This is a genomic window from Virgisporangium aurantiacum, from assembly GCF_016863635.1.
Taxonomy (GTDB): domain Bacteria; phylum Actinomycetota; class Actinomycetes; order Mycobacteriales; family Micromonosporaceae; genus Virgisporangium; species Virgisporangium aurantiacum.
Genome location: NZ_BOPG01000003.1, coordinates 252,317 through 269,276, shown reverse-complemented (window position 1 = coordinate 269,276; position 16,960 = coordinate 252,317). Strand labels below are relative to the sequence as shown.

General features: G+C 70.9%; 22 protein-coding genes. 13 read left to right on the top strand and 9 right to left on the bottom strand.

Annotation, left to right across the window (positions count from 1 at the left end; genetic code table 11):
• Window positions 1-72 precede the first annotated feature (72 nt).
• Window positions 73-639, top strand: coding sequence for an HhH-GPD-type base excision DNA repair protein (locus tag Vau01_RS01870; protein WP_203986305.1), 567 nt, complete (start codon window positions 73-75; stop codon window positions 637-639).
• Here Vau01_RS01870 and Vau01_RS01865 read toward each other — a convergent pair whose 3' ends face one another.
• The gene (locus tag Vau01_RS01865) at window positions 640-1,725 is read right to left on the bottom strand and encodes a glycerophosphodiester phosphodiesterase (RefSeq protein WP_203986303.1); all 1,086 of its coding nucleotides are present in this window, start codon (window positions 1,723-1,725) and stop codon (window positions 640-642) included.
• A 138-nt stretch (window positions 1,726-1,863) separates the two neighbouring features.
• Between Vau01_RS01865 and mscL the strand changes: the two genes are divergently transcribed.
• Both mscL and Vau01_RS01855 read left to right on the top strand, forming a co-directional pair.
• The gene (mscL, locus tag Vau01_RS01860) at window positions 1,864-2,256 is read left to right on the top strand and encodes a large conductance mechanosensitive channel protein MscL (protein WP_203986301.1); all 393 of its coding nucleotides are present in this window, start codon (window positions 1,864-1,866) and stop codon (window positions 2,254-2,256) included.
• Window positions 2,257-2,331: 75 nt separating this feature from the next.
• The gene (locus Vau01_RS01855; protein WP_203986299.1) at window positions 2,332-2,679 is read left to right on the top strand and encodes a DUF3099 domain-containing protein; all 348 of its coding nucleotides are present in this window, start codon (window positions 2,332-2,334) and stop codon (window positions 2,677-2,679) included.
• A 114-nt stretch (window positions 2,680-2,793) separates the two neighbouring features.
• Here Vau01_RS01855 and Vau01_RS01850 read toward each other — a convergent pair whose 3' ends face one another.
• Together Vau01_RS01850 and Vau01_RS01845 are read right to left on the bottom strand one after the other, a co-directional pair.
• Window positions 2,794-3,672, bottom strand: coding sequence for a carbohydrate kinase family protein (locus tag Vau01_RS01850; RefSeq protein ID WP_203986297.1), 879 nt, complete (start codon window positions 3,670-3,672; stop codon window positions 2,794-2,796).
• Window positions 3,669-4,550 (bottom strand): pseudouridine-5'-phosphate glycosidase, encoded by an 882-nt coding sequence (locus Vau01_RS01845; RefSeq protein ID WP_203986294.1) that lies wholly within the window; start codon window positions 4,548-4,550, stop codon window positions 3,669-3,671. Before Vau01_RS01845 ends, Vau01_RS01850 begins: the two co-directional genes overlap by 4 nt.
• 54 nt (window positions 4,551-4,604) lie before the next feature.
• On the opposite strand from Vau01_RS01845, the gene Vau01_RS63135 reads away from it, so the two are divergent.
• From Vau01_RS63135 to Vau01_RS01835, 3 genes are all read left to right on the top strand, one after another.
• Window positions 4,605-5,180: a hypothetical protein gene (locus tag Vau01_RS63135; RefSeq protein ID WP_239151224.1), complete on the top strand. Its 576-nt coding sequence runs from the start codon at window positions 4,605-4,607 to the stop codon at window positions 5,178-5,180.
• 23 nt (window positions 5,181-5,203) lie between these two features.
• Entirely contained in the window at window positions 5,204-5,461 is a 258-nt protein-coding gene (locus tag Vau01_RS63130; protein WP_239151223.1) for a DUF3039 domain-containing protein, read from the top strand.
• A 200-nt stretch (window positions 5,462-5,661) separates the two neighbouring features.
• The gene (locus Vau01_RS01835) at window positions 5,662-7,392 is read left to right on the top strand and encodes a DEAD/DEAH box helicase (RefSeq protein WP_203986291.1); all 1,731 of its coding nucleotides are present in this window, start codon (window positions 5,662-5,664) and stop codon (window positions 7,390-7,392) included.
• A 60-nt stretch (window positions 7,393-7,452) separates the two neighbouring features.
• On the opposite strand, the gene Vau01_RS01830 is transcribed toward Vau01_RS01835, so the two are convergent.
• Both Vau01_RS01830 and Vau01_RS01825 read right to left on the bottom strand, forming a co-directional pair.
• Complete coding sequence (locus Vau01_RS01830) at window positions 7,453-7,686, bottom strand: DUF7455 domain-containing protein (RefSeq protein ID WP_203986289.1); 234 nt, start codon at window positions 7,684-7,686, stop codon at window positions 7,453-7,455.
• Between the two features lie 145 nt (window positions 7,687-7,831).
• The gene (locus tag Vau01_RS01825; RefSeq protein WP_203986287.1) at window positions 7,832-9,427 is read right to left on the bottom strand and encodes an RNA polymerase sigma factor; all 1,596 of its coding nucleotides are present in this window, start codon (window positions 9,425-9,427) and stop codon (window positions 7,832-7,834) included.
• Between the two features lie 239 nt (window positions 9,428-9,666).
• Here Vau01_RS01825 and Vau01_RS01820 point away from each other — a divergent pair, with 239 nt between their 5' ends.
• Window positions 9,667-10,512: an inositol monophosphatase family protein gene (locus Vau01_RS01820; protein ID WP_203986285.1), complete on the top strand. Its 846-nt coding sequence runs from the start codon at window positions 9,667-9,669 to the stop codon at window positions 10,510-10,512.
• 117 nt (window positions 10,513-10,629) lie between these two features.
• Here the strand turns inward: Vau01_RS01820 and Vau01_RS01815 are convergent, their stop codons facing one another.
• The gene (locus Vau01_RS01815; RefSeq protein ID WP_203986282.1) at window positions 10,630-11,160 is read right to left on the bottom strand and encodes a LytR C-terminal domain-containing protein; all 531 of its coding nucleotides are present in this window, start codon (window positions 11,158-11,160) and stop codon (window positions 10,630-10,632) included.
• Between the two features lie 318 nt (window positions 11,161-11,478).
• On the opposite strand from Vau01_RS01815, the gene Vau01_RS01810 reads away from it, so the two are divergent.
• Together Vau01_RS01810 and Vau01_RS01805 are read left to right on the top strand one after the other, a co-directional pair.
• Entirely contained in the window at window positions 11,479-11,775 is a 297-nt protein-coding gene (locus tag Vau01_RS01810) for a DUF4193 domain-containing protein (RefSeq protein ID WP_203986280.1), read from the top strand.
• 46 nt (window positions 11,776-11,821) lie between these two features.
• Window positions 11,822-12,562: a hypothetical protein gene (locus Vau01_RS01805; protein WP_203986277.1), complete on the top strand. Its 741-nt coding sequence runs from the start codon at window positions 11,822-11,824 to the stop codon at window positions 12,560-12,562.
• Here the strand turns inward: Vau01_RS01805 and Vau01_RS01800 are convergent.
• Window positions 12,559-13,011, bottom strand: coding sequence for a DUF3093 domain-containing protein (locus Vau01_RS01800; protein WP_239151222.1), 453 nt, complete (start codon window positions 13,009-13,011; stop codon window positions 12,559-12,561). The genes Vau01_RS01805 and Vau01_RS01800 overlap by 4 nt on opposite strands.
• 80 nt (window positions 13,012-13,091) lie before the next feature.
• Between Vau01_RS01800 and dut the strand changes: the two genes are divergently transcribed.
• From dut to Vau01_RS01780, 4 genes are all read left to right on the top strand, one after another.
• Window positions 13,092-13,565: a dUTP diphosphatase gene (dut, locus tag Vau01_RS01795; RefSeq protein WP_203986275.1), complete on the top strand. Its 474-nt coding sequence runs from the start codon at window positions 13,092-13,094 to the stop codon at window positions 13,563-13,565.
• A gap of 25 nt (window positions 13,566-13,590) precedes the next feature.
• Entirely contained in the window at window positions 13,591-14,379 is a 789-nt protein-coding gene (locus Vau01_RS01790) for a DUF3710 domain-containing protein (protein ID WP_239151221.1), read from the top strand.
• Between the two features lie 94 nt (window positions 14,380-14,473).
• Complete coding sequence (locus Vau01_RS01785; protein WP_203986273.1) at window positions 14,474-14,869, top strand: OB-fold nucleic acid binding domain-containing protein; 396 nt, start codon at window positions 14,474-14,476, stop codon at window positions 14,867-14,869.
• The gene (locus Vau01_RS01780) at window positions 14,866-15,564 is read left to right on the top strand and encodes a DUF3159 domain-containing protein (RefSeq protein WP_203986271.1); all 699 of its coding nucleotides are present in this window, start codon (window positions 14,866-14,868) and stop codon (window positions 15,562-15,564) included. Before Vau01_RS01785 ends, Vau01_RS01780 begins: the two co-directional genes overlap by 4 nt.
• On the opposite strand, the gene Vau01_RS01775 is transcribed toward Vau01_RS01780, so the two are convergent.
• Together Vau01_RS01775 and Vau01_RS01770 are read right to left on the bottom strand one after the other, a co-directional pair.
• A complete protein-coding gene (locus tag Vau01_RS01775; protein WP_203986269.1) occupies window positions 15,509-16,246 on the bottom strand; it encodes a potassium channel family protein in 738 nt (245 codons plus the stop codon). The two genes, Vau01_RS01780 and Vau01_RS01775, sit on opposite strands and share 56 nt — an antisense overlap.
• Window positions 16,243-16,911 carry a potassium channel family protein gene (locus tag Vau01_RS01770; RefSeq protein ID WP_203986267.1) on the bottom strand — a complete coding sequence of 223 codons (669 nt, stop codon included), beginning with the start codon at window positions 16,909-16,911 and terminating at the stop codon, window positions 16,243-16,245. Before Vau01_RS01770 ends, Vau01_RS01775 begins: the two co-directional genes overlap by 4 nt.
• Window positions 16,912-16,960: the final 49 nt, after the last annotated feature.

Here is a 16,960-nt window from a genome sequence, read left to right as displayed (position 1 = left end):
CACGGGTGCCATCCTGCCTCGTCGGCATGGCGGCGGTGCCAACCGGCCCGGTGGTCTGGCAGGCTCTACGACATGGCCACGCTGCAGATATCCCAGGTGCCGGAGGCAGACCGGCTGCTGTCGACCGATCCGTTGGCGCTGCTGCTCGGCATGCTCTACGACCAGCAGTTCCCGATGGAGCGCGCGTTCGCCGGCCCGTACGTGCTCGCCCAGCGCATCGGGGTGACCTCGCTCGACGCCACGGCGCTGGCCGCGCTCGATCCCGAGACCCTGGCCGCGGCGATGGCGACCACGCCGGTGGTGCACCGCTACCCGAAGGCCATGGCCGAGCGGACCCAGGCCGTGTGCCGGATCCTGGTCGAGCAGTACGACGGCTCGGCCGCCACGCTGTGGGAGACGGCTGCGTCGGGCGCCGAGCTGCTGAAGCGGCTCACCGCCCTGCCCGGCTTCGGCAAGCAGAAGGCGCAGATCTTCGTGGCGCTGCTGGGCAAGCAGGTCGGCGTGCGCCCGCCGGGCTGGGAAGCGGCGGCGGGCGCGTACGCCGAGGAGGGCTCCTTCCGCTCCGTGGCCGACGTGACGAGCCAGGCGGCCCTGGAGAAGGTCCGGGCGTTCAAGAAGGAGCAGAAGGCCAAGGGCTGATCAGCGGCGTACCGCCGCTACGGCGAGATCGGGGAAGTCGGAGAAGACGCCGTCCAGGCCGGTGCGGAGAAAGACGCGGAACTCCGACGCGAGGTCACCATGGGCGTTCGGGTCGGTGCCGATCCGGAAGTCGGCCGGCAGGAACTGGTTCTCGGCGCGGAACGTCCACGCGTGCACGATCAGGCCGGCGCGGTGGGCGTCACGCACGAGGGTGGTCGGCGCCAGCAGGAAGCCGTTGGCGTCGCGGGGGATGATCAGCGCCTTCTCGGCGCCGATCCCGTCGGCGTAGCGGTCGATCCACCGCAGCCCGTCGGGTTTCACCAGATCGAGGTACGTGCGCGGGTCACCGGCGACGACGAAGTCGTACGGCCTACCGGCGACCTGCACCAGTTGCACGAGCTTGTTGTGGGTCAATTTATCCAGTTTGCGCAAATTGGCGGTCTCGAACGACTGGATGTAGACCGCGTCGTTCCGGTCGTCGAGATGGTTCTTCCTGAGCGTGCGGACCAGCGGCTCCTCGAGCGACAGCCCGATCGACTGGAAGTACGTCGGGTGCTTCGTCTCCGGATAGATGCCGATCTGCCGGCCGCGCCGGCGGCTCTCGCTCGTCACCAGGTCGATGACCTCCTGGAACGTCGGCACCTCGAACAGCCCGTCGTAGGCCGTGTTGCCCGGGCGCACGGCGGGCAGCCGCTCGATCGCGCGCAGCCGCTTGAGTTCGGCCAGCGTGAAATCCTCGGTGAACCACCCGGTCACCGGGACCCCGTCGATGGTCTTCGTGGTGCGCCGGTCGGCGAACTCCGGCTGCTGCGCCACGTTCGTGGTGCCGGAGATCTCGTTCTCGTGGCGGGCCACGAGGGCGCCGTCCTTCGTGGCGACGAGGTCGGGCTCCACGTAGTCGGCGCCCTGCGCGATCGCGAGGCGGTACGAGGCCAGCGTGTGCTCCGGCCGGTAGCCGCTGGCGCCGCGGTGGCCGATCGCGATGGCCCGGTCGTGGTGTCCGGCCTCCGCGACGGTGGTGGGTACGACGGCGGCCACCGTCGTGAGCACGCTGATCGCGAGGGCGCTGGCTAGTCGTCTGCGCATCGGAAACCCCTTGGGGAGACGGTGTGAGTGCATCGATCGCGCACGATACGGCGCCCGGGTGACCGGTGGGTTGATACGACCGGAAGATCATGGTTGCCCTGAGTCGCGGGCCGTTCGGAGTGGCCCTAAGCTTCCTGCGTGCTCAAGGGATTCAAGGACTTCATCTCGCGCGGCAACGTCGTGGAACTTGCCGTCGGCGTCGTCATCGGTGCCGCCTTCAACGGGCTGGTCACCGCGTTCACCAAGTCGTTTCTGGAGCCGTTGATCAAGTTGATCTCCGGCGGCAAGGAGCTCTCGGGCACCTTCAAGGTGCGCGAGGTGATCTTCGACTGGGCCGGCTTCCTCAACGCGGTCATCACGTTCGCGCTGACCGCGGCCGCTCTCTACTTCCTGATCGTGCTTCCGATGAACAAGCTCGCCGAGCGGCGGGCGCGCGGCGAGGAGCCCGAGCCCGAGGCTCCGGCCGAGGACGTCCGCCTGCTCACCGAGATCCGCGACGTGCTCGTCGCCCAGCAGCACCGCCGGATCTGACCCGTCCGCCCGTCCAATCGACGCGTTACCGAGGTCGGTTGGGCGGGCGACCTTTGGCGGTGTAAGACTCGACGGGTGCGACGCCGCCGATCCGCATTGATAATCACCGATGCGGCGCAGAACCCGGCCGAGGAACTCCGCCGGCGCCAGACGCGCTACATCGTGATGATGCTGGTGCGCGCCGGGTGCCTGGTGCTCGCCGCAGTGCTGGCGATGCAGCACGTGCCGTTGCTGGCGCTGTGGGTCTCCCTGTGCCTGGTGGGTGCGGTGGTCCTGCCCTGGTTGGCGGTGATCCTGGCCAACGACCGCGGCCCGCGCCCCGAGTACAAGCTGGCGAACCGCTTCCGCCGCCAAGCACCCGCCCCACCCGCGCAACGCACCCTCCCCGCGCGCGAGGCACCCAAGGTCATCGACGCCGACTAGCCCGGCGATCTTGCAGTTGTGCTCGCCCTTTCGACCGGGTTCGCCCCGTTTCCGAGCGGACACAACTGCAAGATCGCCGGGCGGGGTGGGCGTGGGGCGAGGGCGGGCGGCGGGTCAGGGGCGGGCGCCGACCCGGGAGACCGCCCGGGCGCCGTGCTTTGCGCCGGCTTGCAGGGCTTCGGCGGGGCGCGCGCCGGCGAGGCGGGCGGCGAGGTAGCCGGCGGCGAAGGCGTCGCCGGCGCCGGTCGGGTCGACCGCCTCGGCGGGCGCCGCCGGTACGGCGATCACGTCGGCGCCGTCTGACCACACCGCGCCGGCGGCGCCGTGCTTCAGCACCACCTCGCCACCGAACGTCGCGGCCAGGTGCCGGGCGCCCGGGTCGGGTGCCGGCGGCGGGACGCCCAGGAGCGCCCGCGCCTCGTCGACGTTGGCGAACAGGACGTGCGCTGCGCGCGTCCACTCGAGAAAAGCCGAACCACCGACGGCGCGTAACGGTGCGGCGGACGCCGCGTCGACGGACGCCGTCGCGCCGGCCGCGGCGGCCGCGCCCAGCGCGGCGATGCCGGCCGGCCGGGTGGCCGGATCGAACAGCGTGTACCCCGACACGTGCACCAGCGCGGCCCCGGTGACCACCGGCCCGACGTCGTCGGCCCGGAGCAGGGCGTTGGCGCCACGGTCGGCGAGCATCGTGCGGTCGCCGCCGCCGGAGAGGACCACGATCGACCCGGTCGTGGCACCGGGGACGACCCGCACCGCGCACCGCACGCCCGCCGTCCGGAGCTCGGCCAGCCGGGCCGCACCGGCGTCGTCGTCACCCACGACGCCGACCAGCGTGACGTCGACGCCCAGGTTCGCCAGCCAGGCGGCGGTGTTCGCGGCCGAACCGCCGCCGGTGACGGTGATGCGCGCGTCGGTGTCGGAGCCGACCGCCAGCTCGCCGGCATGGACGGCCACGACGTCGGTGACCACGTCACCGACAACCACGACCCTCATGCCAGCGCGGCCGCGATCCTGGCACCCAACTCGGCGTTTCGCAGGATGATCCGGATGTTCGCGGCCAGGCTGGCGCCGCCGGTCGCGGCGTGGAAGTGGGCCAACAGGTAGGGCGTCACGTCCTTGCCGGTGATGCGGCCGCGGGCGAGCCCGGCCATGCCCTCGGCGAGCACCCGGTCGTGCAGTGCCGGGTCGATCTGCTCGTCGAGCGGCAGGGGGTTCGCGACCAGCACCGCCGCGTCCGACACGCGGGCCCGGAGCACCGCGGCGACCTCCGCCGGGGTCTCCGCCGACCAGTCCAGCCCGAAGCCGGAGTCGCGGAGGTAGAAGCCGGGGAAGCGGTCGGTCCGGTAGCCGAGCACGGCGATGCCGAGCGTCTCCAGCCGCTCCAGCGTCGCGCCGACGTCGAGGATCGACTTCACCCCGGCACAGACCACCGCGATCGGCGCGCTGGCCAACGCGAAGAGGTCGGCCGACTCGTCGTAGGGCGCGTCGCGGTGGACGCCGCCGAGTCCGCCGGTGGCGAAGACCGCGATGCCCGCGCGCGCGGCCAGCATCGCGGTCGCGGCCACGGTGGTCGCGCCGTCGGCCTTCCTCATGGACGCGGGTGCGAGGTCGCGGACCGACAACTTGACGACACCGTCGGCGGTGGCGAGGTGCTCGATCTCGGCGTCGGTGAGCCCCACGACGAGCCGCCCGCCGATCATGCCGATGGTGGCCGGCACGGCACCGGCGACCTCGACGGTCTCCTCGATCTCGCGCGCGACCCGCAGGTTGTCGGGCCGGGGAAGGCCGTGCGAGATGATCGTGCTCTCCAGCGCCACCACCGGGCGCCCCGCCGCCAACGCGGCCTCGACCCGGGAACCCAAGCTGATCACGTACGGAACATATCCTTTCGACCGGCTCCGGGAGGCGTGGAAAGATGCCCGGCCATGGGGGTCCTCGTTCGCCGGATCATCGGCTGGGTGTGCCTGGTGCTGGCGGTGCTGCTGCTGGTGTTGTTCGTGCTGGGCACGTGGAATCCGGCCGACCTCGTGGTGCTGTGGCGGTACGGGCGCAACCCGTTGCTCGGCGCCGTGCTGGTGTTCGCGTTCGCGTTCGTCGCGAGCTGGTTGGTCACCCCGGTGACCGACGAGGCGGCCCAGAAGTGGCGGGGCCGGGTGCGGATCACGCTCGGGCTGCTGGTGGTGTTCAGCCTGATCGCGTACGGGCTGTTCGGGAACCAGTTCATTCCCGACTACCGCATCGTCGCCACGTCGGCCGACGGCCAGCGGACGATCGTGATGTACGACCCCGACACCAATCTCCAGCGGCTGCACGTGTGGGCGGGCACCGGCCTCGGCCGGAAGTACGCGGGCGAGATCGGCTACCCGTGCGGGCCGACGGTGGTGAAGTTCGCCAGTCGCGACGCGGTCACGATCTCCACCTCGTACGCCGACAAGGAGATCAACCTGGACCCCGGCACCGGGCGTCCGCTGTCGGTGCTCGGCCCGTCCTGCTCGCAGTGAGCCCGGGCTGGCAGACTGGACGGGTGACGAACCCGGAAACCGGTGGTGACATCCTCACCGAGGAAACCACCGAAGAACGCACCGATTACCGTTACGACGCGGGCGACCACGAACGGTTCTCCCACTACGCGCCCAAAGACAAGATCATGCAGGCGATGATCGAGGGCACCCCGGTTCGCGCCCTGTGCGGCAAGCTCTGGGTCCCCACGCGTGACCCGAAGCGGTTCCCCGTGTGCCCGGTGTGCAAGGACCTCTACGACAACGTGGTCCAGGACGGCTGACACCCCGTGCGGCGCCCGTTGATGCGGGTGCCGCACCGGTAAACTCCTTCGGGACGCCTTCGCGGGCCACAACAGCCGCGAGGGCGCTTCTGTCTGCGACTCGGTGCCGCCGAGCGAGCTCGGCGGCACCGAGTCGTTCTGCCGCCGAGCGAACTCGGCGACAGAAGGATGCTTTTGCGCGCCGTCACCGAAGGGGGCCCATGCCACCGCGCCCGAATCCACAGGACAGCCCTGACCTGCGTGCCTGGCAGCGAAAGGCGCTCGTGGAGTACCTGCGCCGGCGCAGCGAGGACTTCCTGGCGGTCGCGACACCGGGCGCGGGCAAGACCACGTTCGCCCTGCGGATCGCCGCCGAACTGCTGGCCGACGGCACGGTCGAGGCGGTCACGGTGGTGGCGCCCACCGAGCACCTGAAGGCGCAGTGGGCGTCGGCGGCCAGCCGGGTGGGCATCCACCTCGACCCGACGTTCCGCAACGCCGACGTGCACTCCGCCGCCGACTTCCACGGCGCCGTCGTCACGTACGCGCAGGTCGGCATGGCGCCGCAGGTGCACCGGCGCCGCACGATGACCCGTAAGACGCTGGTGATCCTCGACGAGATCCACCACGCCGGCGACTCCCGTTCGTGGGGCGACGGCATCTACGCCGCGTTCGAGCCCGCCGTGCGACGGCTGGCGCTCACCGGAACCCCGTTCCGTACCGACGAGAACCCCATCCCGTTCGTGCGCTACGAGCGGGGCGGCGACGGGCTGCAACGGTCGAGGTCCGACAGCGTCTACGGGTACGCCGACGCGTTGCGCGAGGGCGTGGTGCGTCCCGTGATCTTCCTTGCCTACTCCGGCGAGACCCGCTGGCGGACCTCGGCCGGCGACGAGCTCGCGGTGCGGCTCGGCGAGCCGATGACCTCCGACGTCACCGCGCACGCCTGGCGCACCGCGCTCGACCCCAAGGGCGACTGGATGCCCCAGGTGCTGCGGGCCGCCGACGCCCGGCTGCAGGTCAAGCGGGCCGGTGGCATGCCCGACGCGGGTGGCCTGGTGATCGCCAGCGACCAGAACTCGGCCCGTGCCTACGCCCTGCTGCTCGAACGGATCAGCGGCGAGAAGGCGGTCGTGGTGCTCTCCGACGACGTCGGGGCGTCCGCGCGAATTGCGTCTTTTGCGAAGGGGGACGAGCGCTGGATGGTCGCGGTGCGGATGGTGTCCGAGGGCGTCGACATTCCGCGGCTGGCCGTCGGGGTCTACGCCACGAACGCGTCGACGCCGCTGTTCTTCGCACAGGCGATCGGGCGCTTCGTGCGGGCCCGCCTCCCCGGCGAGACGGCCTCCGTGTTCCTGCCGTCGGTGCCGCAACTGCTGGGGCTGGCGAGCGAGATGGAGGCCCAGCGCAACCACGTGCTCGGCGCGCCGAAGGAGGGCGACGGCCTCGACGACGACCTGCTGGAGCGGGCGCAGCGCGACGAGAAGGCCAGCGGCGAGCTGGAGAAGAAGTTCGAGGCGCTGTCGTCGGCCGCCGAACTCGATCAGGTGATCTTCGACGGCGGCACGTTCGGCGTGCCGGCCCAGTCCGGCACCCCCGAGGAGGAGGAGTACCTGGGCCTGCCCGGGCTCCTGACCCCCGACCAGGTGTCGGCGCTGCTCACCAAGCGCCAGGCCGACCAGCTGGCGGCCCAGAAGCGCCGGAAGGCGGCCGCGCCGGCGCAACCCACCAACGCGGCTCCGGCGAGCGCCGGCCCGCGGACGGCCGGCGAGCGGCGGCTCGCGTTACGCCAACAGCTGAACGCACTCGTGAACGCCCATCACCACCGCACCGGGCTACCCCACGGCAAGATCCACGCCGAACTGCGCCGCCTGTGCGGCGGCCCGCCCAGCGCTCAGGCCACCATCGAGCAGCTCGAGGAACGCATAGCGACCGCCCAAACGATGAAGTAGCAGGCCAAGACGAAGGGCCCCGGCGCGCCAGCGCCAGGGCCCTTCACCGTTCAGTCGCTATCAGTTGGGCTTGAGCTCGTGACCGCGCCACGTGAAGTCGGACGCGACCGCGACCTCTACCGCGATCTTCACCAGTTGTTCCGCGTACTTGTTGGCGTGATGCCCGCAGAAGATCAGCTCGCCACCTTCAGCAAGCCGCACTCGCAACTTTGCCGCTGCGCTGCATCGGTCGCACCGTTCATCGGCGGCGAAAGGTGCCACCGTTTCCGGCGGCGGCGTGAGGGTCGGGGTCATCGCCTACCTCCTACTCGTCACCGACGTTGTCGTTGTCCTTGCTACCACGTCATCCACAACAACCGGTGACGTGGCATCGTTCCCGCCATACCCACGGGATGCGGATCACATTCCGCGAGGGCTGAACGCAATCATGACACCACGGTCAGTCAAGGTAGTCCCGGAGGACCTGAGAGCGCGACGGGTGACGCAGTTTTGACATCGTCTTGCTCTCGATCTGCCGGATGCGCTCGCGGGTGACCCCGTACACCTGGCCGATCTCGTCGAGCGTGCGGGGCTGGCCGTCGGTGAGGCCGAAACGCAGCCGCACCACGCCCGCCTCGCGCTCGGAGAGCGTCTGGAGGACCTGCTGAAGCTGGTCCTGCAGCAGCGAGAACGACACCGCGTCGACCGCGACGACCGCCTCGGAGTCTTCGATGAAGTCGCCGAGCTGGCTGTCGCCCTCGTCACCGATGGTCTGATCGAGTGAAATGGGCTCCCGTGCGTACTGCTGGATCTCCAGTACCTTTTCGGGCGTGATGTCCATCTCTTTGGCCAATTCTTCAGGAGTGGGCTCGCGCCCGAGGTCCTGAAGAAGCTCACGCTGTATACGACCGAGCTTGTTGATCACTTCCACCATGTGCACCGGGATGCGGATGGTGCGGGCCTGGTCGGCCATGGCGCGGGTGATGGCCTGGCGGATCCACCAGGTGGCGTAGGTGGAGAACTTGTAGCCCTTGGTGTAGTCGAACTTCTCGACGGCCCGGATGAGGCCGAGGTTGCCTTCCTGGATGAGGTCGAGGAACGCCATGCCGCGGCCGGTGTAGCGCTTGGCCAGCGACACCACGAGCCGCAGGTTCGCCTCGAGCAGGTGGTTCTTGGCCCGCTCACCGTCGCGGCCGATCCACTCCAGGTCGCGCCGCATGGGGATCTGGAGCGGCTCGTCGGACTCCTCGGCGGCCCGCACCCGCTCGGCGGCGTACAGCCCGGCCTCGATGCGCTTGGCGAGCTCCACCTCCTGCTCGGCGTTGAGCAGCGGAACCTTGCCGATCTGCTTCAGGTAGGCCCGTACCGAGTCGGCCGACGCGGTCATCTCCGCGTCCTTGCGGGCCTGCTTCAGCGCCTCGGACTCGTCGTCGTCCCAGGCGAAGTCGTCGGCGGCCTGAGCATCGGTGGCGGCGGCCTGCACCAGCTCCGGCGTCTCCTCCTCGACCGGGACGTCTTCGATCTCGGCGGCGAGCGCCTCGGCCTCGAGGTCGGCGGCGCCCGGCTCGTCGCCACCCTCACCGGGCGGGGCGTTCGGGTCGCCCGGCGCCTTGGCCGGAGCGGCCTTGGCGGCGCCGGCCTTGGCCGGCGCTGCCGGCGCGGCGGCCTTGGTGGGCGGCGCGGGCTTCGCGCGCTTGGCCGGCGGCTTGGGCGCCGTCTTCGCGGCGCCGCCGGCTGCTGCCGGCTCCGCGTCGGGTGCGGCAACACCGGCGGGACGGGCCTCAGCGCGCGCCGTGGCGGCCTTGGACGCGGGCGTGGTGGCCCGTGCCGCGGCAACCCGGCGACGCCCGTTACCGGACTCGTCGACCACCACCGTGACCCCCGCGTCGGCGAGGCTGCGGAGCAGCTTCTTCGCCTGCGCGGCGTTCACGTCGGCGGACTCGACGGACGCGGCCAGTTCCGCGGAGGTCACCTGACCACCGTTGGCGGCCGCGCGGGCGATCAGCGCGTCGGCGAGCGATCGAATGTCGGCGCCAGTCTGGCGGGCAGCTGTCACGAAGCGACCTTCCCGTGTCTTTCATCTCGCGGGCTTGGCGGTGGGCCGGGCCTCGCATCGAGCGGGTTTGCTGAGAATCGGCTTGCAGAGAGCGGCTGACCCGGGCAGGGGAGGACCGAACTCGGGGGCCGGGTGGTGGTCTGTCGTCCCGGGCGTTGAAGCACGGGCAGGGGTGAATTGTAACGCCGTCGTCCCGGATCCTCCGACCACGGCAGCCGCGCGCCCCGATGAGCCTCCGGATGAACCGTGAACTGGCCGTCCTGGGAGGATGGGTATCCGTGGCGGATCCAAACGAGTTGCTCGCGGTCGCGGTGTCCATTGTGCGCTCCGCGGCCGAACTTGCCCGAACCCTGCGCGCGCAGGGCATCGGCGAGGTCAGCACCAAGTCGACGCCGACCGACGTGGTCACGGCGGCCGACCGGGCGGTCGAACGCCATGTCATCGAGTTTCTTCATGAGACCCGTCCCGACGATGCGGTCCTCGGAGAAGAGACGGGACAGACCGGCGAAATGGTTGCTCCGTCCGCCGTCCGGTGGATCCTCGATCCCATCGACGGAACCGTGAACTACCTGTACGGCCTGCCCCAGTACGCGGTTTCGCTGGGCGCGGAGGTGGGCGGCCAGGTGGTGGCCGGCGTCGTCCGCAACCCGGCCACCGGCGACGAGTGGACGGCCACGCTCGGCGGCGGCGCCTGGCGCGCCGGCCGTCGCCTCGCCTGCTCCACGGTGACCGACCTGGGGCAGGCCCTCGTCGGCACCGGCTTCGGGTACGACCCGGCCCGCCGGGCGCACCAGGCGACGGTGGTGGCCGCCCTGCTGCCCCGGGTGCGCGACATCCGCCGGTTCGGCGCGGCGTCGATCGACCTGTGCCTCACCGCGGAGGGCTCGCTCGACGCCTACTTCGAGAAGGGGCTCAACCCCTGGGACAGCGCGGCCGGCGGGCTGGTGGCCACGGAGGCGGGCGCGCTCGTCACCGGTCTGAACGGTGCGCCGCCCGGCCCGGGGTTCGTGCTGGCGGCCCCGCCGACGATCCACGATCTCCTCCACGCCGAACTCGCCGAACTCGATGCCGCCGGTGGGCCCTAGGCCCGGGGCCGGCGTCGCCTGGACTGAGGAGCGCAGGGAGCGCAGCGACCGGAGCGACGAGGGAAGGCGGCGCCGAGAAGGCCCCGGGCCCGCGCGAGCGGAGGCGAGCGCCAACAGCTAGGCCTTCGCGTCGCAGGTGCCTGGCGGCAGCACCGGCACCCCGGCCTGGCCGAGCGACTGCCGCTGCTCGGTGAACGTGGCCAGTTCCAGGTACTTCGTGCCGATGACGACGTCGATCGTGTCGTCGGTGCGGCTGATGTCGAACTTCTTGGTGGCATCGTTGAGCAGGAACGCGCTCACCACCCACGCGGAGCCGACGGTCTTGGGCCCGTACCGGATCTCGGCCACGGCCTGCAACGCGGGCGGCGGCGCGGTCTCCTCCTTGAGCACGGTGAACTGGCGGCTGCGGAAGTCGTTGGCCACCTGGCCGGCGAGCCCGGGCGATGTGGTGGCGTTGAAGACGTTGAGCTTGATGTCCTTGTTGTCGTCGGGCATCTTCAGGTTGGCCGGAACGTCGCCGGCCTGGCAGTCGGCGGCCACCACCGCGTCGTCCTGTTTGTCGCGGACGATGGCGACCACGACGAAGATCGTGGCGACCACGACGAGCACGCCAACGATGATCAGTGCCCGAAGGCGCGCAAAGCTCATGCCAACCGCTCCCCGTGCAGGACCGCGTCGTTGCCCACCGCCGTTGAGGGTAGCCTCCGACCGGTCACGACCAGGTCAACAGCCAACGGAGCGACACCCGCAACCGGTGCGGCAGGTCGTCCGTTGTCACTCGGGCGGGTGTCGACTGGGTCACATCGGGAACAAGTTCCCGCGTCCAGGCGTACAAATTCCACGCTTGGCAGGGTAAGGTGCCGCGCGCCACCGGCGAATCACGGTGCGCGGGTACGAAATCGACGGGTTGCGGTGTTACACCGGGAGCGACAGCCCGGCGCGAGAAACATAGGAGCGTGACAACCGATGGCCACCGACTACGACGCCCCTCGGCGCGACGAGGTCGACCTCGGCGAGGACAGCCTCGAGGAGTTGAAGTCCCGGCGGGTCGACGCTCAGTCTGCGATCGTCGACGTGGACGAGACAGAGGTCGCCGAAAGTTTTGAGCTTCCAGGTGCGGATCTGGCCGATGAAGAGCTGACCGTGCGGGTCCTGCCCATGCAGGCCGACGAGTTCCGCTGTTCCAGGTGTTTCCTGGTGCACCACCGCAGCCAGTTGGCGGCGGAGCGCAACGGGGACTACATCTGCCGCGAGTGCGCCTGACCGGTATCGGGTATGGCAGATACCGACTTACGGGAGGCAGCACGACATGGCAGACCCGGATCCGGAACTGACCGAAACCGTCCAGGAACTAGCTGAAGAAGATGTCCAACCGGCCCGGCGGCGAAAGCTGCTGGGCCGGCTTGTCAGGGATCAGACAGCCAAGCGTGGCGTCCGCGACCTGTTCAAGCCGAAGCAGGCGGCGACGTGGATGACCGAGGCGATCGCCGAGGTCGCCCCGCATCTGCCGATCCGCGACCTGGAGACGCTGCGCGCGCACTACGACGGCCTCGACGGCGAGCAGTTGGCCGAGCGGTTGGTGCGCAACGCGTCCCGGGTCACCGCCGCGATCGGCGCCGCCGGTGGTGGCGTCGCCGCGGTGGAGTGGGTGGCCACGCCCACGCTGCTCTCGGCGCCGGTGCTGCTGGCCGCCGAGACGGTGGCGGTCGTGGCGGTCGAGATAAAGCTCATCGGCGAGCTGCACGAGGTCTACCGGCGGCCGGTGCCCGGCACCGGTACCCAGCGGGCGGTCGAACTGGTGCAGGCATGGGCGCACCAGCGCGGCGTCAACCCGTTGGCGCCGGGGCGGGGCATCGCGGCGGCCCTCGGCGTGGCCGCCCGCAAGGACCTGCGCGACCAGCTGCTCAAGCGGCTGGGCCGCAATCTCACCACGCTCGGTCCGCTGCTCACCGGCGCCGCCGTCGCCGGGTTCCTGAACCGCCGGGCCACCCAGAGCCTCGGCAACAAGATCCGCAAGGACCTCGGCAAGCAGAAGGAGCTGGCCGGCTAGCCGTCCGATCCCACGCGGGACGCGTCGATAGCTGCGGCGAGTTCGCCGGGGTGCCGGGTGCTGATCACCCAGTAGGGCGTCGGGTCGGCCGGGTCGGTGAGGTCGACGCGCACCGCCGTGCCCACCCAGGGCCGCTGGATCACGAACGCGTAGGGCTCGGCCACCGGCCCGAGGAGATCGCGGGTCTGCAGCGGGCTCAGCGGGGCGACGGCACCCACGAATCGCAGCGGCAGGCGCGCGTCGTCGACCTGGAGCTCGTCGGGCGTCACCGCGATGCGGACGCGCCCGGCCCACCACAGGCCGAACACGACGGCCGGCACGAGCACCGTGTACGGCAGCACCGTGGCGTAGCCGGGCGCGCCGAGATAGACCTCGGCGGCCAGCAGACCGGCCGCGGCCGGCGCCGCCAGCCACCACCACAGGGGGACGTTGAGCCGCTCGCGGTACACGGTGAAGAGGGTACGTGCGAGGCCGCTCGGGACCAGTGGCAGAGTGGGGCCAACCAACACCGCCCGGAAGGAACCCGCACGTGTCCGAAATCGTCCCGGTGCCGTTGCGCCGCCTCGACCCGGACCTGCCGGTGCCCGCCTACGCGCACCCCGGCGACGCCGGTGCCGACCTGCTCGCGGCGCGCGAGGTCGAACTGGCGCCGGGGGAACGCGCTCTGGTGCCGACCGGGGTGGCCGTCGAGCTGCCCGACGGGTACGTGGGTCTGGTGCACCCGCGGTCCGGGTTGGCGGCCCGGCTGGGCGTCACGGTGCTCAACGCGCCCGGCACGGTCGACTCGGGGTACCGCGGGGAGATCCTGGTCAACCTCATCAACCACGACCGCGTTAACGTGGCGAAGATCTCCCGGGGTGACCGGATCGCCCAGCTGGTCGTTCAGCGGGTGGAACGGGCCCGGTTCATCCCGGTCGACGGGTTGACGGAATCCAGTCGAGGCGCTGGTGGTCACGGGTCGACCGGTGGACACTCGGGCCTGTCCGGGCACGCGTCGGGGTGACGACCCCAATTTTCGGAGGCACACGGTGATCTTCTCGCGGAAGCGGGACAGTGGCCGCCACGCGGCGCCGCGGCGCGAGCGTGACGAGGCCGCGGAGTTCGACGACCTCGACGAAGTCGAAGACGGCGACACGGCGGACGACGAGCACGGCCCGTACGACATGGACGACGCGCCCGACGGGTTCCAGGGGCTCGACCTCGGCAGCCTGCACGTGCCCGTGCCCGACGGCGTCGAGCTGCGGGTGCAGGCCGACCCGGACGGCCAGATCCAGCAGGTGCTGCTGGCCAGCGGGGAGAGCGTCCTGCAACTCGGCGTGTTCGCGGCGCCCCGTTCCGAGGGCATCTGGGACGAGGTCCGCGACGACATCCGCAAGCAGCTCTTCACCGACGGCGTGGCGGCCGAGGACGGCACCGGCGAGTACGGCCCGGAGCTGCGGGCCCGGGTCCGCACCCCGGACGGGCTCACCGACATCCGGTTCGTCGGCGTCGACGGGCCGCGATGGATGGTGCGCGCGGTCTACCAAGGGCCGGCGGCCACCGACCCGGTGGCCGCGAGGCCGCTCGACTCGGTGCTGCACGGCCTGGTGGTCGACCGCGGGTCGGCGGCGATGCCGGTGCGCGAGCCGCTGCCCTTGCGGCTGCCGCGTGAGCTGGCCGACCAGGCCCAGGCCCAGCAGGCCCAGGCGGAGGACGCCGGTGACGCACCGGCACCCGGGCAGGCTACCGGGGGAGAGCCCCGCAAGCCCGCACCGGCCGGTCGCGGTGGCCAGGCCGGCACCCGTCGTCGCCCGTCCCCTCGCCCCCGCCGCGGCTGAGTCGCGGAGAACTGGTGCTGGCGGTATCGCGGTGAACCGCGATGATGGAAGGAGTGGTCGTCCCAGCCGGCCACGAGGGGATGACGACACCGCCATGGCACCTGACGAACTCTCCCGGGACGAGCGCCCGGGCAAGATGAGCCGGTTCTTCCGGCGGATGTTCGCGTCCGAGGCGGAACTCGAGGCGGAGGAGCTGCAACGCGACGCCGCCAAGGTGGGTTGTACGCCGATGTGCGACGTCCGCCGGGGTGAGCTGGCTACGGTCACGGGGAGGTTGCGTACCGTCGTGTACACGCCGCGGACGACGCTGCCGACCCTGGAGGCCGAGCTCTATGACGGCAGTGACCTGGTCACGCTCGTCTGGCTCGGCCGTCGACACATTCCCGGCATCCAGCCGGGCGCCGCGGTCACAGCCAAGGGGCGGATCGCCGTCCGCGAGAACCGTAAGGTCATCTACAACCCGTACTACGAGCTGGAAGCGATCACATGACGCGGCCCGAGCGCACGGCGGAACAATCGGTGGAGGATCCGGTCACCGGCGAAGAAGTGAACACGTCCGGGGAGGAGCCGCTCCCGTCGTTCTCCGAACAGCTCGCCGACCAGCTCGGCGGCTGGCGGGGGCTGATCGAGTCGAGCATCCCGGTCACCGTGTTCGTCATCGCGAACATCGTGGTCGACCTGCGTCCGGCGATCATCGTGGCGGTGGCGTCGGGGCTGCTCATCGCGGTGTTCCGGCTCTTCCGCCGGCAGTCGGTGCGGCACGCCGTCAACGGGTTGTTCGGCATCTTCGTCGGCGCGTTCATCGCGTGGCGCAGCGGTGACGCCCGCGACTTCTACCTGCCCGGCATCATCATCAGCGCCGGCTACGCGGTGGCGCTGATGATGTCAGCGGTGTTCCGCTGGCCGCTGGTCGGCTGGATCTGGTCGGTGGTGCTCGACGGCGGGAAGACCCGCTGGCGCGAGGATCCGGTGCTGCTGCGCGTGTTCGGCTGGCTCACCGTGCTCTGGGCCGCGGTCTACATGGCCAAGGTCGGCATCCAGTACGGCCTGTACCTGGCCGACAAGGAGTCGGCGCTGGGCATCGCCCGGCTCGTGCTCGGCTGGCCGCCCTACGCGCTCCTGCTCGCGATCACGGTTTGGTCCGTGCGGCGCGTGACCCGGCACCAGGAGTCCGGGGCGGCGTAGCGTTCCGCGTCTTCTCGACGCTGTCGGCGCCCAGGATCACGATCCGCACCGCCTCCTCGACCGCCGCGGTGCACACCAGCACCAGCTCGTCGCCGCTCTCCAGCGGCGAGTCCGGCGACGGCACCAGCACCCGCTTGCCGCGCAGGATCGCCACGAGCGCGGCGTCGGGCGGCAGCGGTACGTCGCTCACCGGGCGGCCGACGAACGGCGCGGTCTCCGGCAGCGTGATCTCGACCAGGTTGGCCTCGCTCTGCCGGAACGTCATCAGGCGCACCAGGTCGCCGACACTGACCGCCTCCTCGACGAGCGCGGCGAGCAGGCGCGGCGTGCTGACCGACACGTCGACGCCCCACTGCTCGGTGAACAGCCACTCGTTCTCGGCCCGGTTGACCCGGCCGACCACCCGGTTGACCGCGAACTCGGTCTTCGCGAGCAGCGACACCACCAGGTTGACCTTGTCGTCGCCGGTGGCGGCCACCACGACGTCACAGCCGCTGAGGTCGGCCTCCTGGAGGCTGGTGAGCTCGCAGGCGTCCGCGAGGATCCACTCGGCCTGCGGGACCCGTTCGGGGCGCAGCGCGTGCGGGTCGCGCTCGATGAGCATGACCTGGTGGCCGTTCTCGATCAGTTCCTGGGCGATCGAGCGCCCCACGTTGCCGGCTCCGGCGATCGCGACCCTCATGAGTGCTTCTCCTCCGGCGGGGCCGCGGTGATCGTGCGGACGGTGACCGCGATCTCGTCGTCGACCAGCATGAACACCTGGTCGCTGTCTTGCAGGGCCATCGACGGGGTGGGCAGGACGCTCTTGCCGAAGCGCACCACGTACGCCACCCGCGCACCGGCCGCCTCCTCGAGCGCGCGCACCGGCCGGCCGATCCAGCCCGCGTCGAGCGGCACCTCGACGATCGAGATCGTGCTGGTCGGGTCGCGCCAGATCTCCAGCAGGTCGTCGCGGACGATGTGGCGGAGCATGCGGTCGGCCGTCCAGCGGACGATGGCCACGGTGGGGATGCCGAGCCGTTCGTAGACCTCGGCCCGCTTGGAGTCGTAGATGCGGGCGACGACGCGTTCGACGCCGAACGTCTCGCGGGCCACCCGGGCGGCGATGATGTTGGAGTTGTCGCCGTTCGACACGGCCGCGAACGCGTCGGCGCGCTCGATGCCGGCGGTGATGAGGATCTCCCGGTCGAACCCGATGCCGGTGATGGTGAGGCCCTGGAAGTCGGCGCCGAGGCGCCGGAACGCGTCGGCATTCACGTCGATCACCGCGACCGTGTGGCCGCGATGTTCCAGGCTCTGCGCCAGGGTCGAACCGACCCGGCCGCAGCCCATGATCACAACGTGCAAGGCCCGTGCCCCCTGACTCTCGGTGAACCCACTGGGGAGCATCCCATGC